This window comes from Micromonospora deserti (genome assembly GCF_003236335.1).
GTDB lineage: Bacteria > Actinomycetota > Actinomycetes > Mycobacteriales > Micromonosporaceae > Micromonospora > Micromonospora deserti.
In genome coordinates this window covers 1-19,609 of sequence record NZ_POUB01000099.1, presented here as the reverse complement: position 1 = coordinate 19,609, position 19,609 = coordinate 1, and the positions used below count along the sequence as shown (strand labels likewise).

Below are 19,609 nucleotides of genomic sequence, written 5' to 3'. Positions count from 1 at the left end.
GTGGTGGAGGGGGCGACGGCGGTCACGCGCGCCAGTCTGGCAGACGGTGCTGTCCCGGTGCGCTGCCGGCGATGGCTGGGATCAGGCGGGCAGGTGCCGGTCCCGGCCCCGGGTGCCCTGCCGGCGGGTTGGGGCCAGCCGGATCACCGCTCCGGCGTCGTGCAGCGGCGGGGCGAGTGCGCCCGGACTGCCCCCGGAGCCGCGCTTGAGCGCCGCGAGGAGCGTTCCGGCGGGCATCGGGCGGGCGAAGAGGTGGCCCTGGCCGGCGGTGCAGCCCAGCTCCCACAGCGCCCGGCGCTGCGGCTCGCTCTCCACGCCCTCGGCCACCACCGCGAGGTTGAGGCTGCGGCCCAGGTCCAGGGTGGAGCGGATGACGGCGGCGGCCTCGGCTGAGGTCTCCATCGTGGTGACGAAGCTGCGGTCGATCTTCAACTCGTGCACCGGAATCCGGGAGAGCAGCGACAGCGAGGAGTAGCCGGTGCCGAAGTCGTCGAGGGCCAGCCGGACGCCCTCGTCCCGCAGCCGGCTGAGCACCCGGTCGACCACGTCGAGTTGGCTGAGGGTGAGCGTCTCGGTCAGCTCCAGCACCAGCCGTTCGGAAGGCAGGTCGTGGGCCCGGAGGCGGGCCAGCACGGAACCGGGGAAGCGCGCGTCGAGCAGGCTGCGCGGGGACACGTTCACCGCCACCGACACGTCGAAACCGGCGTCCCGCCAGCCGCTCGCCGCGATCAACGCCTGGTCGAGGATCGCCTCCGCGAAGGCCGGGAGCAGCCCGGATCGCTCCACCGCCTCGAGGAAGCGCAGCGGGTCGATCATTCCGTGGGTGGGGTGGTGCCAGCGGGCCAGGGCCTCGGCGCCGGTGACCACGCCGGTGCCCAGGTCGACGATGGGTTGGAAGTTGACCGTGAACTCGTGGTCGGCGACGGCCCGGGGCAGGTCGCCGCCGAGGGTCAGCCGGCCGAGGTCGGCGGTGTCCCGGGCCGGGGCGTAGGTGGAGATCCGCTGGCCGGCCCGCTTCGCCTGGTACATCGCCACGTCCGCGCGGCGCAGCAGCTCGGCCATGCCGCCGGTGGCGGGGGCGGCGGCGATACCGCCGCTCGCTTCCACGCTGATCCGCATGCCGTCCAGCTCGAACGGCTCGTGCAGCGCGGAGAGCAGCGTCTCCGCCCGGTGCGCGGCCACCGCCGGGGCGGGCAGCCCCCGCAGGAGCACGGCGAACTCGTCGCCGCCCAGCCGGGCCACCAGGTCGCCGTCCTGGGCGGCGCCGCGCAGCCGGTCGGCGACCTGCATCAGCACCTGGTCGCCGGCGGCGTGCCCGAGGGTGTCGTTGACCTCCTTGAAGTGGTTGAGGTCGATCAGCACCAGAGCGGTGACACCGTCGGCGTGCCGGGCGCCGAGCTGCTCGGTGCCCCGGTCCAGCAGTTGTCGCCGGTTGGCCAGCCCGGTCAGCGCGTCGTGGGTGGCGGCGTACGCGTGCTCGTCGGCGACCCGGGCCAGCTCGGCGTACGCCTGCGCGTTGCGCACCGCCGTGCAGAGCGCCGAGGCGAAGGTACGCAGCGTGTACTGCTCCCGCTCGGAGAGCTGCACCGGGCCGCGGAACCGCAGCCGCAGCACTCCGACGTCGACCGCCCGGTCGTGCCCCTCCAGCGCCGCCGGCACCACCGTGCCGGCCACCGCGGTCGCCCCGCCGGCCGGCCCGTCGTACGTGATGGTGCCGGTCCCGCCGCACACGGTGCGCCCGCCGTCGCGTAGCTCGATCTCCACCTCGTCGGCGGAGAAGAGTTCGGCGGCCTGGGTGACCGCGGTGGTGAGGACCTTGTCCAGGTCGACGACGTTGAGCGCGTCGGTGGTGCGGGCCAGCCGCTGCCACGCCTGCTGCTCGGTGCGGGTGCGGATCCGGGTGGAGTAGGCGAGGTGCAGGCTGAGCACCAGTGGCGGCACGGCGAGCAGCAGGCGGGGGTCCGCCTGGAGGATGACCAGCGTGCACACGGCGACGACGAAGCGCACTGCGTAACCGGCGAGACGCAGGTCGAGGTTGCTCAGGAACTGGCGGGAGATCCGGGTGCCGGAGGCGAGCGCGATGACCGGGATGGCGAGAACCTCGTCTAGCAGCACGGCGACGAAGTAGGCGACGGACAGCAGTCCCGCCAGGTGAAGCGGGTCCATCGCCTGCCACGTCCAGTGCAGGAGCGCCAGCGTCCATCCGGCGCCCCAGGCCACCAGGATGTTCTTGCCCACCCCGAATGCCAGCTTCATCGGTGGCAGCCGGACCGACGCGATGGCGATGCCCAGAGCACTGCACAGGACGACCCAGGCGGTGGGTGCGATCGCGACCCCGATCACGATAGATGTCTCGGTCCAGCTGATCCAGTGGGTGGTGGATCTGATGCGGATGGGTGCCTTGACGAAGTGGCCGACGGCGATCATGAACGCGAGCATCATGAGGGTCGCGACGTCGTACCCCGAGGCCGGCGTGGCCGAGGTCAGGATGAGACGGAGGGAATCCGCCGTGACGAACATGGCGACAACGACGACGAGACCGACGAGCAGCCGCAGCTGCCGATCGGTCTCATTCTCGTGTCGCCTCGAAAGAGTCACTCCACTCCCGGGTGACCGCCTTGCCTGTCGCCTGTAGCCGCACCGTACCCTCTGGCCGCCGGGAAGTCCCGGTCGATCTCAGCCCCATTCGTTGCCGCGCATGTCACCCGTCTCCTTCGCTCGAAGGCCTTGGTCCCATTTGGCCCGGCATCTGCCTGCCTAGTGAAAGAGAGCCTAAGGGAAGAAGGAGGGGCTTAGCACTGATAAATGTCGGTATCCTCAACATTAGCCAATCCCATGGCGATTCGTGACGTTCTGTCTACATCCTCTGCGCGGAGAGCACATTTTGCTGCCCTCTGGCAGTCGATCGGATGCGCAATGTGTACGAGTCTGATTTGCCGAGGTCCCGCACCTACCAGTGTGAGGGCTCGCCGGATGCGGCTCATCGTCGGTTCGGCTCTCGCGCTACCTGAGCCGGCCGTCTCAATCAGGAAGCTGCCCCGGTCTGGTCCGCATCCGATCTTCGCAAGGTGTTCCGCAGTGAATCATCCCTTCCCAACCAGGAGTCGAGGGATTGTGGAGATTCGAGTACTTGGCCGCCTTGAGGTGTGCTTCGGCGATTCGCGCCCGGATCTCGGGACGCCGATACAGCAAACCTCCTCGCACTGCTGGCAAGCCAACCGCAGCAGATCGTTACGGTTGACCAACTCGTGGATGAACTGTGAGTGGAAGATCCACCGCAGTCCGCGGTACCGAACGTGCGACCTATGCCGCCAACCTGCGCCGAACCTTTGAGACGACGGAGGCGGGCCGCGGAATCCTCGTCCGACGGCGGGACGGTTATCTACTCGACCTGCGTCCAGACCGGGTGGATGTCATACGATTCACGACCGAGCTCCGGCAGGCCCGGGACCTCCTTGAGGCGGGCGAGGCGGAACCCGCTGTCGGCCTGCTAACCCGAGCTGTCGCCCGCTGGCGGGGGCCGATGCTCGCCGGCGTTCCGCAGGGCCCGGTCCTCGCTGCCCGCGTCGCGGCTGCGAACGAGGAGCGGCTGCTCGCAGTCGAGCTCCTCGCGGAGGCCCGGATCGGGCTGAGGTAGCCGGAACAGGCGATACCACTGCGACGTCATCGCACGGGTCCTGGCGGGGACGCGGCGGGTCGAGGGCCGGGGCGTCGGCGGTCCACGTCATCGACGGCATGTCCGGGAGCGGCAAGACCACACTCGCGGTACATCCGGCACGCCAACTGGCCACCACGTACTCGGACGGTCAACTGTTCATCGATCTGCGCGGGTACGGCGACTCGGTTCCCGTCGAGCCGGGCTCTGCCCTGACGGTCCTGCTCCGCCAGTTGGGAGTGCCGGGGGAAGGATTCCCGCTGACCCCCACCAACGATCACACCTGTGGCGGCGCGAGTTGAGCGGCCGGCGGATCGTCGTCGTGCTCGACAACGTCGGACGTGTCGAGCAGATCCGGCCGTTGCTGCGAACCGTCCCGGGCGCGGTCGTGCTGGTCACCACCCGTACCCGGTTCGTCGGTCTCGAAGTCGGGCCGCCCGAGTCCCTGCCGGTGATGACCACGGACGAAGGGCTGGCGCTCCTCGCCTCCACCGCCGGGGCACATCGGGTGTGGGCGGAGGGGGCCGCCGCCGCAGAAGTGGTGCGGCTGTGCGGCCAGCTGCCGCTCGCCATCAGGCTGGCCGGGGCCGGCTGGCGCACCGGCGCAGTTGGCAGGTGACGGACCTGGTGGGCCGTCTCACCGCCGATTCTGCCGGACAGCGGGCACTCGACCTGGGCGGCCAGGCGATCGCGAGGGCGTTCGCCACCTCGTACGAGCCGTTGGACGAGGTGGCCAGGCGGGTCTTCCGGCTGCTCGCGATCTTCGGAACCACTTCACCCCGGTGATGGTCGCCGCCCTGGCCGACCTGCCCCTGCCGTCGATGTCACCACTGGATGTGGACTGGCTGGAGAAAGAGCGGGCGACGCTGTCATCGTTGGTGGTATCGGCGGCGGATGTGGGGCTCCATCATTATTCATGGCGATTGGCCCAGGCGCTGTGGCGCTTCTACTACGCGCGCGGCTACTGCGATGAGATCGTCCACACGCACCAGCGCGCCCTCGTCGCCGCCGAGGCGACCGGCGACCGGCGGGCGACCGCCGCCATCAACAATTACCCGGCCTCGGCCTACGTCAAGACCGGCGAGCATCGGCGGGCCTGCGCCCATCTGGACGCGGCCGTGGCGCTCAGCCGTGAGGCAGGTGACCTGCAGCAACTGCTCAGGTACCAGGCCAATCTGAGCGTCGTCCACTGGTTGCGGGGCGACCTGGAGGACGCGGCTTCACTGGGCTTTCAGTTACTCCGCGAACGAGATGCGTACAGCGCGGTCAAGGTGCCCAACGCGCTGCCAAATCTGGGCATTGTGCTGGCCATGCTTGGTCGTTATCCGAAGGCTCTCCGAATCCACCGGCTGCATCTCTATCTTGCCCGGCTCAACGGCAACGAATTTCAGTTGGTCAACGCCCTGAGTCATATCGCTGCCGTGCGGAACCGGCTCGGACAATGGCAGCAGAGCATCCGCCTGTTGACCGCCTCGCTGGCGATGTACCGAAGAACGGGGCACCGGTACGGCAAGCCGGAATCCCACAACGACCTGGGGATCGCCTATCGACACCTGGGGCGTTTGGCGGAGGCGCGGCGGCAGCACGAGCTGGCTCTCGAACTGGCCCTCGACTTCGGGAAACGGCACGTCCAGAGCGCGGCCCTGAACGATCTGGGGCTCACGCTCGCCGCTGACGGGGAGGACGAGGAGGCGATGCGGCGACACGAACGGGCGCTGCACCTGGCCACCGCCGTATCGCACCCGTACGAGCAGGGGCGGGCACTCGCCGGTCTCGCGGAGCACTTCGTGCGTACTGACGTCGCCGAGGCGGCGGCCCGAAGTAGCTGCCGGACCCGCGGCCCGACGCAGCTGCCTGACCGGCGGGCCGAGAGTAGCTGCCTGACGGGCGGGCCGACCCAGCCGCCCGGCCCGCGGCAGACCCCCGGCGTGCCGGGCTGACCAGCGAGGACGTCGCTTATCGATTTCTTATCGCCCGGCCGGTAGCGTCCCGGTCGCTCGTCACGGACGGGAGGGTTCTGGTTCGGGGCAGAACCCCCTCGCCGAGGCGCCCGCTGTCGGTCGTCCCCCAGCGACCGCGTCAGTGGGCTGGTGCGGGAGGGGCGGTGTGCGCCCGAGGCGGGCCGGTCGCACCACGGCCCGGGCAGGTGGCGCCGCCGCTCTTCCCGGCGCACGCGGCGGGCGGAGCGGCGAGCACGCCAGCTCGGCCGGGGGGCTCGACCCAGGGTCTGCGCCAGATTGCTGCCGCGCCGCGTCGAGGGGCAGCCCGGACCGGCCGGCCGCTCGGGGTCGTACCGGACGGATAGGCTCGCGACCGTGACTGATCCCGTGCAGCTCACCCACGTCGACCCGGCGGGCGCGGCCCGCATGGTCGACGTCTCCGCCAAGGCGGTCACCGGCCGTCTGGCCGTCGCCGCCGGCCGGCTCCGCACCACACCCGAAGTGGTCGAGTTGCTGCGCCGCGACGGGTTGCCCAAGGGCGACGCGCTCGCCGTCGGCCGGCTCGCCGGCATCATGGGCGCGAAGCGCACCCCCGACCTGATCCCGCTCTGCCACCCCATCGCGTTGCACGGTGTCACGGTCGACCTGTCGCTCACCGCCGACACGGTGGAGATCACCGCCACGGCGCGGACGGCGGACCGCACCGGGGTGGAGATGGAGGCACTGACCGCGGTGGCGGTGGCCGGGCTGGCCCTGGTCGACATGGTCAAGGCCGTCGACCCGGCGGCCAGCGTGGACGCGGTCCGGGTGCTCCGCAAGGCCGGCGGCAAGACGGGCGAGTGGGTGCGCCCGGAGGGCCGGCCGTGATCCGGGCGCGGGTGGTGGTGGCGTCCAACCGGGCCGCCGCCGGGGTGTACGCCGACACCAGCGGTCCGCTGCTCGTCGCCGGCCTGCGCGAGCTCGGCTGCGAGGTCGACGAGCCGGTGGTGGTGCCCGACGGCGAGCCGGTCGGGGTGGCGCTGCGAGCCGCCCTCGCCGACGGCATCGACGTCGTGCTGACCAGCGGCGGCACCGGCGTCACCCCGATGGACCGCACCCCGGAGGTGACCCGGGCGCTGCTCGACTACGAGATCCCCGGCATCGCCGAGGCGATCCGGGCGCACAGCCGGGACAAGGTCCCCACCGCGGCCCTCTCCCGCGGGCTCGCGGGCGTGGCCGGCCGGATGCTGGTGGTCAACCTGCCAGGCTCCGCCGGTGGGGCCCGGGACGGCCTCGCCGTGCTCGGGCCGATCCTCAGCCACACCGTCGACCAGCTCCGCGGCGGCGATCACTGACCGCCCCGGGGGCGCGCCGCCGGCGGGCACCGCACCGCGACGAGGTTCGGCGAGGCGCCGGGTCGCGACCGGGACAGCCGCCTCGCACTCGGGGACCCGCCGGTGCGCCGCACCGGGGTGGGTGGCGGCGCACCGGGTGGGAAGCGCGGCCCGTCCGGTGGCCCACCGCGGCGAACTGACCACGTGGCGGACGGCCGCACGCCTGAGGGCGCATCCGGCCCGCCCCCCGGATAGGCTCGGCCGGTGAGCACGGACACCGCATCGGCCGCCGATCGGGTCGCCGCGCCCCCGCCGGCCGGATGGGAGGAGGCGCGCTCCCGGGTGTACGCGGCCGGCCTGGCCGCCGCGCTCTCCGCAGTCGACCGGCCGCTCGCCGAGATCGACGGGCACACCCTCGCCGAGCCGCTGACCACCCGGACCGACCTACCGGCGTTCGCCACCTCCAGCGTGGACGGCTGGGCGGTGCGTGGCACCGGCCCGTGGCGGGTGGTAGGGCGGGTGCTGGCCGGCGGCACCCCGGCCCCGCTGACCGACGACGGGACGACCGTCGAGATCGCCACCGGCGCGATGGTGCCGGAGGGCGCCAGCGCCGTGCTGCGCGTCGAGGAGTCGACCCGTACGCCGGACGGGCTGGTCCGGGGCACCCCCCGGCCGGCACCGGAGTGGCGGTCGCCGGGTGAGGAGGCGTCCGCCGGGGAGGAACTCCTGCCCGCCGGCACCCCGGTGGACCCGGCGCTGATCGGTCTGGCCGCCTCCTGCGGGCACGACAGCCTGCGGGTCCGGCGGCAGCCCCGGGCGGCGCTGCTGGTCTTCGGTGACGAGCTGCTGACCGCCGGCCCGCCCGCCGCCGGCCGGGTCCGCGACGCGCTGGGGCCGGCGGTGCCGGCCTGGCTGCGCCGGTACGGGTGCGTGGTACGCCCCTCCGACGTGGTGGGGCCGGTGGCGGACACCCTCCCCGCGCACGTGGCCGCCCTGCGTGCCGCGCTGACCGACGCCGACCTGGTCTGCACGACCGGCGGCACGATGCACGGCCCGGTCGACCATCTGCATCCCGCGCTGGAGGCGCTCGGCGCCGACTACGTCGTCAACACGGTCGCCGTGCGTCCCGGCTTCCCGATGCTGCTGGCCCGGCTGGCCGACGCCGACGGCCGGGTGCGGTTCGTCGCCGGCCTGCCGGGCAACCCGCAGTCCGCGATCGTCGCCCTGGTCTCGCTGGTCGCACCGCTGCTCGCGGGTCTCCAGGGCCGGCCGATGCCGGTGCTGCCGGAGGCCACGCTCGCCGAGCGGGTGCCCGGTCGGGGCGATTACACCCATTTGGCGCTGGTCCGGTTGGACCGGGCCGCCGGCACCGCTCACCCGGTCCGGCACGTCGGCTCGGCGATGCTACGCGGGCTGGCCGTCGCGGACGGCTTCGCGGTGATCCGTCCGGGCACCTCGGGTGAGCCGGGTGACCGGGTGCCGCTGGTGCCGCTGTCGCTGCTACCGGGGGAGCGGTCGTCGTGACCGCGCCCACCGCCACGTTCGGTGAGGTGACCGACCGGCCGCTCGACCTGGCCGCGCACGAGGCGGCGGTGGCCGACCGCCGGGCCGGCGCGGTGGTCTCGTTCCAGGGCGTGGTGCGCGACCACGACCACGGCCGCGCGGTTACCAGCCTGGAGTACGAGGGCCACCCGAGCGCCGAGCGGGTGCTGCGCGAGGTCGCCGCCGAGATCGCCGCCGACCCGGAGGTCTACGCCGTGGCGGTGTCGCACCGGATCGGCCCGCTCGCGGTGGGCGACGTGGCCCTGGTGGCCGCGGTGAGCACCGCCCACCGGGCGGCGGCGTTCGCGGCCTGCGCCCGGCTGGTCGACGAGGTCAAGGCGCGGCTGCCGATCTGGAAGCGGCAGGTGTTCGCCGACGGCACCGAGGAGTGGGTCAACTGCCCCTGATGGCCGGGCTCCCGGGTCAACCGGTCGTTCCCGACGGGCTCCCCGTTCGATCGGCCGTGCCGGGCGGGCGCCGCGGTCAGTGGCGGCCGGCCGTCGTCGCCGGGCGGCCCAGCCGGTCGCCGTAGAAGGCCGGCTCGGCGCCGGGCCGCCACGGCAGCGCGGCGACCAGCACGATCAGGGCGAGCGCCAGCGAGTTCTCCATCAGCGCGCCGAAGAGGCCGTCCTGGTAGTGCGAGACCTCCGGGAGTTGGTGCTCGTACGGCCAGATCGGCGAGATCAGGAAGAGCAGCCAGAGCCCGACCGCCGCCACGCCGTGCCGGAGCCCGGTCAGCGCCGGGTACCAGATCGGCGAGCGCAGCCCGTTGACGCCGGGTAGCCCGGCGTACCCGGCCTGGCCGACCCGCTGCGCCAGCCCGCGACTTGCCTCCCGGCGGCGCACCGCGGCGTCGGCGAGCACGATGATCGCCGGGATCACCCAGACCAGATGGTGTGTCCAGGAGATCGGGCTGATCACGTTGGTGGTGAGGCCGACCAGGGTGAACGCGGTCAGCTCGTCGCCGTCGGCGCGCGCGTTGGCGGCCCGGGACAGGCCGAGCGCCAGCATCAGCACGGCGAACGACAGCCAGAGCAGCCCTGGCGTCTCGATCGAGTCGTAGAGCCGGGCGAGCAGCCCGGCCAGCGACTGGTTGGGCGTCATGTCGGCCGCGCCGACCCGCTCGGTCTGCCACAGCACGCCGCCGAAGTAGGCCCGCGACTCGGTGCCGACGACGGCGAAGGAGCCGATCGTGACGGCGAGCACGGTGCCGACGGCGGTCGTCGCCACCCGCCACTGGCGGGTGATCATCAGGTAGACGATGAAGAGCGCGGGAGTGAGCTTGACCGCGGTGGCCAGGCCGATGCCGACGCCGGCCCAGGCGCCGCTGTAGACGAACCGGAGCAGCGGGCCGTCGGTGTCGGCGACGTGGGTGCCCCGGCGGGACCGCCAGCGCAGGCCGATCAGGTCGGCCATGACCAGCGCGAAGAGCAGCAGGTTGACCTGGCCGTAGCCGAGGGTTTCCCGGGCCGGCTCGATGGCGGCCGCCAGCGGCGTCGCGATCGCCACGGTGTACCAGAGCGGCCAGCCGAGCCGGTCGACGATCGGGCGCAGCAGCGCGCCGAGGACGACGGCGAGCGCGGTGATGCTGGCCAGCGCGTTGACCAGCCCGGCCAGTTCGACGGGCAGGTGCGCCATCGGCAGCATGGCCAGACCGGCGAACGGGGGGTAGGTGAAGCCCAGGGTGGTGCCGGGCGCGATGAAATCGTAGAGCTCGTGACCGCTCGCCCACCACACCACCGCGCCGTGGTAGATCTTCATGTCGAAGAAGTTGTACGGCCGCCCGAAGGCGCCGATGGCGAGCCATGCGGCCCAGGCGACGGCGGCCACGACGCCGGTCCGTACGACCGTCCTGCGGTCGATCCGACGCGTCACGCGACGGACTGGGGCGAGGCGGCTCACCCGCCTTCCGACGGTCGCCGGCATGGCGTGGCCACCCCCGTACCAAGGTCGTCCTACCCGTCCAGGTCCTGCACGGAGCCTAGAACGGCGCCTCACGTCAGTGCCTCCTGCGTTATGCGACCGTGTCCGATCCCACACATGTTTTTGACATTTCCACCGCGTTAACGCCAACCGGGTGGTTCAGGTGATTCGCGGCCTTGGCGGGGTGTGCGGACCGGCGGAGGGGGCATCGACGCAGGTCAACCGGGAATTCGTCGGGCCGTTGAAGCCGATCGTACGGCGATCCGGGCCTCCCGGCGGGCGGTTCGCACGGCTCGCCGTACGGAGCGCCGGGAATGGCCGATCCGGTGACCGGCCCGCCACCGCAGTCCCGGCTTGCCCTCGGTGTCGGCTGCGGCGAGCAGCAGTCCGCCGAAGAGGCCGAGGTTCTTCAGGAAGTGGGTCTGGTTGTTGTTCCTCGCCGCCGGGTCGTCGTTCTTCCAGAAGGGATGCCCGGCGATGGTCACCGGCACGAGCGTGCCGGCGAGGACCAGCGCCGCCGGGCGGGTGAGCTTCCCGGTGGCGAGCAACAGGCCGGCGCCGACCTGGACGGCGGCGGTGGCCCGGATCAGCGTCTCGGTGTCCGTCGGGATGCGTGGGTTGGCCCGTTCCAGCAGCGGTGTCACCCGGTCCGTCACCGGCTTCGCGGTGGGCGCCAACCGTCCCGGGTTCTGAAAGTTGCGGAAGCCGCTGACCACGAAGATGCCGCTCAACATGGCACGGGCGAGGGAGCGTACGGGTTTCATGGATCAGTCATACCCCGTCGCCGGCACCGCGACCCGTGCATCGGCCGATCCGGAGCGGCCCACGTGGACGTCGCGCCACGCCGATTCGAGCGACCGTCGCTGATGGACCGGGCGCGGGGGGTAACGTCCCCGGCGTGACCACCCTGCGGCTGCGACCCGAGGACCCGGCGGACACCGGCGCGGTCCGCCGGGTGCTGGCCGCCGCCTTCGCCCGCCCGGACGTGACCACTCCGCCCGAGGTGGGGCTGGTGGACGAGCTGCGGGGCAGCCACGCCTGGCTGCCGGAACTGGCGATGGTCGCCGAGTACGGGGGTGAGGTCGTCGGATACGCGCTGCTGAGCCGTGTGCGGGTCAGCTCGGACGAGGTCTCCGCGCCCGCGCTGGCGCTCGGCCCGGTGGCGGTCGCGCCCCATCGGCGGCGGATCGGGCTCGGCGCGGCGGTGGTGCAGGCCGTCCTGGACGCGGCGACGGAGCTGGGCGAGCGGCTGGTGGTGGTGCTGGGCGACCCGGCCTACTACCGCCGGTTCGGCTTCAGCCGGGCCGACCGGATGGGGCTGACCAGCCCATGGTCCGGCCTGGGTGAGCCGTGGCAGGCCCTGGTCCTCCCGCCGAGCGCCAACGCCGAGGCCCCGCCGCCCCGGGGCGAGGTGGTCTTCCCGCCACCCTGGTCCAAGGTCTGACCCCGCTCGCGTCGGCACCCGAACTGTCACGGAAAACCACCCGTCCCCCCGATCATCCGGGAAGAGTGCCTGTTCCGCGTCGGGGTGACCAGACCCCTCGCCACCGTCCGCCCGGCCCGTGAACGTGCCCGCACCGCGGGGGCGTGGGCCCGAGCGGGGTCGGGCTCCGGCTCGCCGGTCAGGCCGGTTGGGTGCGCAGGTAGCGACCGAAATGTGGCACGGTGAAGGCGACGGTGCCCCGCTCGCCGGAGTAGATCAGCCCTTTCTTGATCAGCGCGTCCCGGGCCGGGGAGAGGCTGGCCGGTTTGCGGTCGAGGGCACGGGCGATGTCGGCGGTCGGCACGGCCGCGTCCATGTCGTCCCGCCCGCCGCCGTCGGTCTCGCCCACCACCCGGGACAGCGTGGCCATCGCCCGCATGTACTCGCGCTCGGCCGGCGTGGCCCGCTCGAACCGGGAGCCGAAGAAGCCGACCGCCAGCTCGGCCTCGGCCTCCGGCGCGGCGACCCGCACATCCGCGGCCGTGATCGGGGAGCGGGGGGCGTGGTCCCAGGTCGCCTTCCCGTACGCCTGGACGAAGTACGGGTAGCCGCCCGACTTCTCGTAGAGCAGGTCGAGCGCCTTCGGCTCGTACTCCACCTCCTCCCGCTCGGCCGGCGCGCAGAGCGCCTGGTCGGCGGCGATCCGGTCGAGCCGGTCGATGCGCTGGTAGCGGAAGAGCCGTTCGGAGTACGACTTGGCCGCGCTGAGCACGGCCGGCAGGTGCGGCAGCCCGGCGCCGACCACGATCAGCGGTGCTCCGAGCTGGGACAGCTCGTGGCAGGCGGCGCAGAGCGCGGAGACGTCCTCCGCGCCGAGGTCCTGCATCTCGTCGATGAAGATGGCGACGCCGGTGCCCACATCGGCGGCGACGGCGGCGGCGTCGGTGAGCAGCTCGACCAGGTCGATCTCGATGTCGCCGGAGTCGGCGCGGCCGCTGGCGGCGGGCACGTCGATGCCGGGCTGCCAGCGGTCCCGCAGCTTCGGGGCGGTGCCACCCCGGCCGGTCGGGGCCGAGCGTTGGGCGAACGCTTTGAGTACGCCGAGGAAGGCGTCGATCCGGTCGGGTGCCCGGTGCCGGGGAGCGAGTTCCCGGACGGCCATGTGCAGCGCGGCGGCGACCGGGCGGCGCAGCGACTGGTCCGGCCTGGCCTCGATCTTGCCGGTGCCCCAGAGCCGGTTGATCGCCTGGGAGCGGAGGGTGTTGAGCAGCACCGTCTTGCCGACGCCGCGCAGGCCGGTGAGCATCAGGCTGCGTTCCGGCCGTCCGCGCGCGATGCGCTCCAGCACGATGTCGAAGACGTCGAGTTCCCGCCCCCGTCCGGCGAGCTCGGGCGGGCGCTGCCCGGCGCCCGGGGCGTACGGGTTGCGGACCGGATCCACGCATCGCACAGTATCGGGCTGTCTAGCTGCGGGGCTAGACACGCGTAGAGGGAGCTACCGGCGTGTCGGGCCCGTCGAGATAAAACTAGGGCTGTCTAGCGTCCATGCTAGACAGCCCTAGTTTCGACAATCAACGCTTCTTCAGGCAGAGCACGTAGTCGAGGAAGTCGACCGAGTTGTCGTGGACGTAGTTCGCGGTCGACGACGGCGCCCGGGTCTTGCACCGGTCGCCGTCCGTGGTGGCCGGGATCCGCAACAGCACCTCGTAGGTGTCCGGGCCGCAGGGCACCTTGCGCAGCTCCGCCTCGTCGTCGGTGCCGTCGTTGACCACGCAGTCGCCCTTGGCGAACGTGTCGTCCTCCTCGGTCGGGCTGGGCTCGGCGCTGCTCGGCGCCGCGCTCGGCTCCCGCGTCGGCTCGGCCGGCGCGCTCGTCGACGGGGCCGAGTTGGCGGGTTCGTCGTCGTCACCGGCCTGATACACGGCCCAGCCGGCGATGCCGAGGCACGGGCAGAGCAGGAGCAGCACCACCAGACCGATGATCAGGGCGATCCGCCCGCCGTTCCTCTTCACCGGCGGGGCGGCCGGCATCCCGTACCCGCCAGGTGCTGGCGGCGGTGGCCCCCACTGGCCGCCGGGCGTCGGCCCGGCCGGCGGGTACGGCCCGGCCGGCGGGTGGCCGCCCGGGTTGACCGGCGGCGGCTGGGCGCCGGGCGGCGGATAGCCGGCACCCGGGACCGGCGGCGGGTAGCCCGGTCCCGACGTGGGCGGCGGTGGGTAGCCTGCGCCGGACGTCGGCGGCGGGGCGGGCGGCTGACCCCACATCGGCGCGGTCGGCGGCTCGGCATCGCCGGGGCTCGGCTGTCCCCACTGGGGTACGGTCGGCGGCTGCGCGCCGCCCGCTGGCGGCTGTCCCCACTGCGGCGGTGTCGGGTCAGCGGAAGGCGGGCCGGCCGGGCTGCCGGGCGGATGCTGGTGCGGGTCGTCCGGCTGTCCGGGTGGTCCGTAGGTCGTCATCTCTTCCCCAGGGGTGCGGTGGTTCAGCGCTGCTTAAGGCAGAGTACGAAGTCGAGGGTGTCCAGCTCGCTGTCGAAGAAGTACCAGTTGGTGTAGCCGGGGACGTTCGCGCACTTCGCCGCGGCGTCCTTCTCACCGCTCGTGGTGCCGTCGACCCGGCGCAGCACCTCGTACGATTCGGGGGCGCACTCGCTGATCAACAGCCGGGGCCTGCCACCGGCCGGCCCCTCGTTGCGGACGCACTGGCCGACCTTGACGAACCGTGGGTCGGCGGACGACTCGGGGGCCGCCGCGCTGGGCGCGGCCGTACCGTCGCTCGGCGGCACCGGGGTCTCCGCGGCCGGTGTCGGCGTGCCGGTCACCGGCGCCGGGTCGTCCTGCCCGAGCAGGTAGAACACCGCCGCCCCGCCGCCGAGTACCAGCGCCAGCACCGCCGCCAGCACCGTGACCGCCGGGCCGCGGCTCCGCCGGCGCGGGGGCCGAGCGTACCCGGCCGGGCCTGGTAGCGCGCCGGGTCGAGAGGCGTACGCCTGCTCGGCGGCCGGGTACGGCCCGGCGTCCGGGCCCGGCTGCGCGGCGTAGGTCGGCCTCCGGTCACCGTGGCCCGGCGTCGGCCGGTACGGCCCGGGCGGGTACTCGCCCGGCCGGTACGGCTCCCCGCCGTAGGGCGGCGGGTAGGGGTCGGTGCCGTAGGACTGCCCCGGGCCGGCCGAGTGGTGGGGTGGCCCGTCGGAGGCGGCGGGCCAGCCTCCCGAGCCGCCCGACGGGTGGTGCGGATACTCCGGGCGCCGCGACCGGGGCTCGTTCCACCCGGCCTGGCCGGCCGTGCCCCCCGGCGGGCCGTACGCCTCGTCGGGCCACCGCCCCGGCCACGGTTCCGGGTCGCCGCGGCCCGGTGGCCCGTAGTTAGCCATGCGCCCCCTCCTGCCCGAGTGGTGAGGCCGGCCACCAACGAGGGACGCCGACGCCCACGTCACCGTAGCGTGGTCATCCCATGAGCTCACGTCTGCCGAGTGCGTCACCGCCCGCCAAGCCGGTCACCCCGAGTGCCCCGGCCGGCCGGCCCGCCGGCACCGCGCCGGCGCTGGTCTGGACCGCGCTGCTGCTGGTCTACGTCCTCTGGGGCTCCACCTACCTGGGCATCCGGTTCGCCGTGGAGTCCCTCCCGCCGCTCGGCTCGGCGGCCGCCCGGTTCGCCGCCGCCGGGCTGGTGCTCGCGGTGGTGCTCCGGCTCCGCCGTGGGCCGGGCGCGCTGCGGGTCGAGCGGCGGCAGCTCGGCTCCGCCGCGCTGGTCGGGGTGCTCCTGCTGGCCGGCGGCAACGGGCTGGTCGTGCTTGCCGAGTCCGGCCCGGTCGGGGTGGCGGTCCCCTCCGGGATCGCCGCGCTGCTGGTGGCCACGGTGCCGCTGCTGGTGGTGCTGCTGCGCTCGGCGACCGGCGACCGGCCCCGGCCCTGGACGCTGGCCGGGGTGACCGTGGGCTTCGTCGGGCTGGTGCTGCTGGTGCTGCCCAGCGGCGGGGCGGACGCGGTGCCGCTCGCGGGGGCGCTCACCGTGGTGGTGGGGGCCATCTGCTGGTCGGTCGGGTCGTTCCTCTCCGGACGGATCCGCATGCCGGCCGACCCGTTCGTCGCCACCGTCTACGAGATGTTCGCCGGGGCGGCGGTGCTCGCCGTGCTCGCGGTGGGCCGTGGCGAGTTGCGCGGCTTCGACCCGGGCGCGGTGACCGCCCGGTCGTGGTTCGCGCTTGCGTATCTGATGGTGGCCGGCTCGCTGGTCGCCTTCACCGCGTACGTCTGGCTGCTGCACCACGCCCCGATCTCGCTGGTCTCGACGTACGCGTACGTGAACCCGGCGGTGGCGGTGGCGCTCGGGGCGCTGCTCGCCGCCGAGCCGGTCACCGCGCAGGTGCTGCTCGGCGGGGCGGTCATCGTGGCCGGGGTGGCCCTGGTGGTCAGCACCGAGAGGCCGCGGGGTGCCCCGTCCGTGGCCGCGGGCGAGGACTCCGGCCGGTAGCCTCCGGCAGGTGTCCCTCGGGTCGCTGCTGCCCGTCGCGCTGCTCGCCGAGCGGGCTCAGATCAGGCGGAGCTGGCGGTCCTTGGGGCGGCGGGGCCCGGCCTCGCCGAAGCGTTCGAACAGGCCCGGGTCGATGGCGTCCAGGAACGGCGACGGGACGCACTCGCGTTCCGACCCGTGCCGGTTGCGCTTCGCGGCGTGGCTGACGTACAGCCGGTCCTGGGCGCGGGTGAGCCCGACGAAGAAGAGCCGCCGCTCCTCCGCGACCGCGTCGTCGTCCGGGGTGGCGCCCGGCCAGCGCAGCGGCAGCAGCCCGTCCTCGGCGCCGACCAGGAAGACCACCGGGAACTCCAGGCCCTTCGCCGCGTGCAGGGTGAGCAGGGTGACCGCCTCGGCGCGCGGGTCGAGCGCGTCCACCTCCGCGCCGGTGGCCAGCTGGGACAGGAACAGCGGCAGGTCGTCGCCGCAGCGCCGGGCCAGCGGGGTGAGCAGGTCGACCGCCGACCAGATCTCCTCCGGCCGCACCGCTCCGGAGCCGTCCAGGGTGGGCGCGGCGAAGCGTTCGGCGAGCACCTGCCCGGCGAGCCGGACCCGGGCCGGTAGGGCGCCGCCGAGCCCGTCGGCGTGCCGCAGCTCCCGGGCGATCGCGGCCACCCCCGGACGGTCCCGCAGCCGGTCGTGCGAGCGCTTCTGCACGGGGATGTTGGCGCGGGACAGGGCGTCCACGATCGGAGCGGCCTGCGCGTCGGTGCGGTAGAGCACGGCGATGTCGGAGAAGGAGAGTGACGTCGACCGGCCGTCGATCCGGCCCGAGTCCAGCGATCGGTGGGACAGTCCGCCGACCAGTTCGTCGATGGTGCGTACCACGAAATCGGCCTCGTCGGCGACCGAGGCCGCCGGGTAGCGGCCGACCAGCGGGGCCTCCGGGTCGAGCCGGGCCGGATCCAGCCGGCGCCCGCGGACCAGCGACGACGGCGCGATGGCCTGCACCGCGGCGGCCAGGATGGGGGCTGAGGAGCGGTAGTTGCGGTTCAGCCGGACCAGCCGGGCGTCGGTGAAGTCCTGCGAGAAGCGCAGGAAGTAGCCGACATCGGCGCCCCGGAACGAGTAGATCGCCTGGTCCGGGTCGCCGATCGCGCAGAGGTTGCCGTCGGCGGGGCTGAGCAGCCGCAGCAGCTCGTACTGCACCGCGTCGACGTCCTGGTACTCGTCGACGAAGATCCACCGCCAGCGGTCCCGGTAGCGCGCGACCAGCGTCCGGTCCTCCCGCAGCAACGCCACCGGCAGCGTGAGCAGCTCGTCCAGGTCGACCAGGTCCTGCTTGCGCAGCAGCGCTTGGTAGGCCGCGGGATCGTCGCCGGCCTCCGCGCGGGCCGCGGCCCGGTCGGTGTCGTCGGCGATCCGGAAGTCCGCCGGCAGCCCGGCGGCGTCCGCGTTCTCCCGCAGGATGGTCAGCCCCAGCGAGTGGAAGGTGCCGACCGTGACGTCCTCGGCCACCGGGCCGAGCAGGCCGTCGAGCCGGTGCCGCAGCTCCTCTGCGGCCCGCCGGGTGAACGTGATCGCCAGGCAGTGTTCCGGGAAGACGTTCAGTTCCGCGCAGAGGTACGCGATCCGGTGGGTCAGGGTCCGGGTCTTGCCGGTGCCGGGGCCGGCCACGATCAGCAGCGGCCCGCCCGGCGCGGAGGCGGCGACCCGCTGCATCGCGTCGAGCCGGTCGAGCAGCCCGGTGCCGACCTCCTCCATCCCGGCGAGCATCGGCTCGAACGGCTCGTGCGGCGAGGGCGGCGGGGCGATCGGTGGTGGCGGCGGCGGGACCGGCGTGCGCTTCGGCTCGGCCTTCGCCGCCGCCGGGCGCTTCGTCCGCGGCTTCGGCGCCGGCTCCGCGGGCCTGCGCTGCGCCGGCACGGGTACGTCGAAGAGCGTCTCCTGCCCGGTCGGGGTGCTGCCGGCCCCCAGCTCGGCCGGGTCGAAGAGGGTGATCACGCCGTACTCGCCGTCGTAGCCGGGCACCCGGCGTACCTCGCCGCGGCGCAGCCGGCCGATGCCCTCGGCGAGTAGTTCCCCGCCGGCCCGCCCGATCTCGTCGAGCGGGGCACCGGTCAGGATCTCCAGCTCCGGGCCGAGCGCGGCGAGCAGGTCGTTGAGCTTTCCCTCGACCTTCTTGGAACGGGCGCCCACCTTGTGGATCTCGCCGAGGATCTCGGCCAGCGGCACCAGGTGGGTGACCGTCCGGGCGTGTGCGGGCCGGTGTCCCTCGGGCCGGTCGGCCAGCTCCTCGACCCGGCTCAGCACGCCCACGGTCAGCGGCTTGCCGCACTCCGGGCAGCGGCCGCCCGCCTCCCGGGTCCGCTCCGGCGGCCAGGTGACCCCGCAGAGCCGGTGCCCGTCGGCGTGGTACTTCCCCTCTTCCGGGAAGAACTCGATCGTGCCGGCCAGCCCGTCGCCGGTGCGCAGCGCGTCCCGCACGGCGAAGTAGTCCCGACCGGTGGTGAGGACGGTGGCCTCCCGGCCGAGCGCGGGCGGCGAGTGGGCGTCGGAGTTGGACACGAGCTGGTAGCGGTCGAGGCTGGCGACCCGCCAGTTCATCCCGGGATCGGAGGAGAGGCCGGTCTCGACGGCGAAGATGTGCTCGGCGAGGTCGGCGTAGCAGTCCGCGATGGCGTCGAAGCCGGACTTCGAGCCGAGCGCCGAGAACCAGGGCGTCCAGATGTGCGCGGGCACCAGGTAGCCGTCCGGGCTGGCCTCCAGGGTGATCTCCAGCAGGTCCCGGGAGTCCAGCCCGAGGATCGGCCGGCCGTCGGAGCCGAGGTTGCCGATCCGCCCGAGCGCGGTGTTGAACCGGGCCACCGCGTCCAGGTCCGGCAGGTAGATCAGGTGGTGCACCTTGCGGGTCCGGTCGTCCCGCTTGTAGATCGTGGAGATCTCGACGCTGAGCATGAAGCGGACCGGGTCGGCCTCCGCCCCGCCGGCCAGCCGGGGCGGCAGCCGGCGGGCGATGTCCCGCTCCGCCTCGCGGCTGAGCCGGTAGAGCCCGGGCTCGGCCGGGTGCAGGGTCTCCCGCAGGTGGTCGTACCAGGCGGGATGGGTGAAGTCGCCGGTGCCGAGCAGGGCGATGCCCTTGCGCCGGGCCCACCAGGCGAGGTTCGGCAGGGTGAGGTCGCGGCTGCACGCGCGCGAGTACTTCGAGTGGATGTGCAAATCCGCGACGAAGGGCGGGGGGCCACCGGGGGGTGCGGCGCTGAACGGAGGCACGCCGCATCCTGCCACGGCCGTTCCCTCACCCGCCCGCCGCCACGCACACCCGTGATCTGAGCAATCCACCGCCGAGCTGACCCCCCGGCCC

17 protein-coding genes and 1 pseudogene are annotated in these 19,609 nt (G+C 73.5%); 11 read left to right on the top strand and 7 right to left on the bottom strand.

Annotated features, from left to right (window positions below):
* Window positions 1-81: 81 nt before the first annotated feature.
* Window positions 82-2,598: a putative bifunctional diguanylate cyclase/phosphodiesterase gene (locus C1I99_RS15885; protein WP_438941414.1), complete on the bottom strand. Its 2,517-nt coding sequence runs from the start codon at window positions 2,596-2,598 to the stop codon at window positions 82-84.
* A 661-nt stretch (window positions 2,599-3,259) separates the two neighbouring features.
* On the opposite strand from C1I99_RS15885, the gene C1I99_RS35005 reads away from it, so the two are divergent.
* The 9 genes from C1I99_RS35005 to C1I99_RS15850 all read left to right on the top strand — a co-directional run bounded on the left by C1I99_RS35005 (window position 3,260) and on the right by C1I99_RS15850 (window position 8,857).
* Window positions 3,260-3,637 (top strand): AfsR/SARP family transcriptional regulator, encoded by a 378-nt coding sequence (locus tag C1I99_RS35005; protein WP_111134997.1) that lies wholly within the window; start codon window positions 3,260-3,262, stop codon window positions 3,635-3,637.
* Between the two features lie 98 nt (window positions 3,638-3,735).
* Window positions 3,736-3,957, top strand: a complete 222-nt coding sequence (locus C1I99_RS32785; RefSeq protein WP_158554072.1) for a hypothetical protein — start codon at window positions 3,736-3,738, stop codon at window positions 3,955-3,957.
* 20 nt (window positions 3,958-3,977) lie between these two features.
* A complete protein-coding gene (locus C1I99_RS32780; protein ID WP_158554071.1) occupies window positions 3,978-4,274 on the top strand; it encodes a hypothetical protein in 297 nt (98 codons plus the stop codon).
* Window positions 4,271-4,441 carry a hypothetical protein gene (locus tag C1I99_RS32775; protein WP_158554070.1) on the top strand — a complete coding sequence of 57 codons (171 nt, stop codon included), beginning with the start codon at window positions 4,271-4,273 and terminating at the stop codon, window positions 4,439-4,441. Before C1I99_RS32780 ends, C1I99_RS32775 begins: the two co-directional genes overlap by 4 nt.
* Window positions 4,441-5,595: a tetratricopeptide repeat protein gene (locus C1I99_RS15870; protein ID WP_146603968.1), complete on the top strand. Its 1,155-nt coding sequence runs from the start codon at window positions 4,441-4,443 to the stop codon at window positions 5,593-5,595. The genes C1I99_RS32775 and C1I99_RS15870 overlap by 1 nt, the downstream gene beginning before the upstream one ends.
* 375 nt (window positions 5,596-5,970) lie before the next feature.
* On the top strand, window positions 5,971-6,462 hold the full coding sequence (gene moaC / locus C1I99_RS15865) for a cyclic pyranopterin monophosphate synthase MoaC (protein ID WP_111134994.1): 492 nt from the start codon (window positions 5,971-5,973) through the stop codon (window positions 6,460-6,462).
* Complete coding sequence (locus C1I99_RS15860) at window positions 6,459-6,929, top strand: MogA/MoaB family molybdenum cofactor biosynthesis protein (protein WP_111135001.1); 471 nt, start codon at window positions 6,459-6,461, stop codon at window positions 6,927-6,929. The genes moaC and C1I99_RS15860 overlap by 4 nt, the downstream gene beginning before the upstream one ends.
* A gap of 243 nt (window positions 6,930-7,172) precedes the next feature.
* Window positions 7,173-8,432: a molybdopterin molybdotransferase MoeA gene (locus tag C1I99_RS15855; protein WP_111134993.1), complete on the top strand. Its 1,260-nt coding sequence runs from the start codon at window positions 7,173-7,175 to the stop codon at window positions 8,430-8,432.
* Window positions 8,429-8,857, top strand: coding sequence for a molybdenum cofactor biosynthesis protein MoaE (locus tag C1I99_RS15850; RefSeq protein ID WP_111134992.1), 429 nt, complete (start codon window positions 8,429-8,431; stop codon window positions 8,855-8,857). Before C1I99_RS15855 ends, C1I99_RS15850 begins: the two co-directional genes overlap by 4 nt.
* Before the next feature lie 76 nt (window positions 8,858-8,933).
* Here the strand turns inward: C1I99_RS15850 and C1I99_RS15845 are convergent, their stop codons facing one another.
* A complete protein-coding gene (locus C1I99_RS15845; protein WP_111134991.1) occupies window positions 8,934-10,376 on the bottom strand; it encodes a glycosyltransferase 87 family protein in 1,443 nt (480 codons plus the stop codon).
* Window positions 10,377-10,591: 215 nt separating this feature from the next.
* A complete protein-coding gene (locus C1I99_RS15840; RefSeq protein ID WP_111134990.1) occupies window positions 10,592-11,137 on the bottom strand; it encodes a DoxX family protein in 546 nt (181 codons plus the stop codon).
* A 134-nt stretch (window positions 11,138-11,271) separates the two neighbouring features.
* On the opposite strand from C1I99_RS15840, the gene C1I99_RS15835 reads away from it, so the two are divergent.
* On the top strand, window positions 11,272-11,817 hold the full coding sequence (locus tag C1I99_RS15835; RefSeq protein ID WP_111134989.1) for a GNAT family N-acetyltransferase: 546 nt from the start codon (window positions 11,272-11,274) through the stop codon (window positions 11,815-11,817).
* Between the two features lie 178 nt (window positions 11,818-11,995).
* Here the strand turns inward: C1I99_RS15835 and C1I99_RS15830 are convergent, their stop codons facing one another.
* The 3 genes and pseudogenes from C1I99_RS15830 to C1I99_RS35210 form a co-directional block, all read right to left on the bottom strand.
* Window positions 11,996-13,237 carry an ATP-binding protein gene (locus C1I99_RS15830; protein ID WP_111134988.1) on the bottom strand — a complete coding sequence of 414 codons (1,242 nt, stop codon included), beginning with the start codon at window positions 13,235-13,237 and terminating at the stop codon, window positions 11,996-11,998.
* Window positions 13,238-13,367: 130 nt separating this feature from the next.
* On the bottom strand, window positions 13,368-13,781 hold the full coding sequence (locus tag C1I99_RS15825; RefSeq protein WP_111135000.1) for an LppU/SCO3897 family protein: 414 nt from the start codon (window positions 13,779-13,781) through the stop codon (window positions 13,368-13,370).
* A gap of 494 nt (window positions 13,782-14,275) precedes the next feature.
* A pseudogene (locus C1I99_RS35210) lies at window positions 14,276-14,551 on the bottom strand (LppU/SCO3897 family protein); the annotation flags it as partial.
* Between the two features lie 695 nt (window positions 14,552-15,246).
* On the opposite strand from C1I99_RS35210, the gene C1I99_RS15815 reads away from it, so the two are divergent.
* Window positions 15,247-16,266 (top strand): EamA family transporter, encoded by a 1,020-nt coding sequence (locus tag C1I99_RS15815; protein ID WP_199562158.1) that lies wholly within the window; start codon window positions 15,247-15,249, stop codon window positions 16,264-16,266.
* Window positions 16,267-16,323: 57 nt separating this feature from the next.
* Here the strand turns inward: C1I99_RS15815 and C1I99_RS15810 are convergent, their stop codons facing one another.
* Window positions 16,324-19,518 carry a UvrD-helicase domain-containing protein gene (locus C1I99_RS15810; protein ID WP_111134986.1) on the bottom strand — a complete coding sequence of 1,065 codons (3,195 nt, stop codon included), beginning with the start codon at window positions 19,516-19,518 and terminating at the stop codon, window positions 16,324-16,326.
* Window positions 19,519-19,609: the final 91 nt, after the last annotated feature.

What these genes read in the sequence shown, in the direction of transcription:
- C1I99_RS32785 (WP_158554072.1), top strand. Translation starts at nt 3,736, where the DNA reads ATGTCCGGGAGCGGCAAGACCACACTCGCGGTACATCCGGCACGCCAA.
- C1I99_RS15870 (WP_146603968.1), top strand. Translation starts at nt 4,441, where the DNA reads ATGGTCGCCGCCCTGGCCGACCTGCCCCTGCCGTCGATGTCACCACTG.
- C1I99_RS15845 (WP_111134991.1), bottom strand. Translation starts at nt 10,376, where the DNA reads ATGCCGGCGACCGTCGGAAGGCGGGTGAGCCGCCTCGCCCCAGTCCGT.
- C1I99_RS15840 (WP_111134990.1), bottom strand. Translation starts at nt 11,137, where the DNA reads ATGAAACCCGTACGCTCCCTCGCCCGTGCCATGTTGAGCGGCATCTTC.
- C1I99_RS15815 (WP_199562158.1), top strand. Translation starts at nt 15,247, where the DNA reads ATGAGCTCACGTCTGCCGAGTGCGTCACCGCCCGCCAAGCCGGTCACC.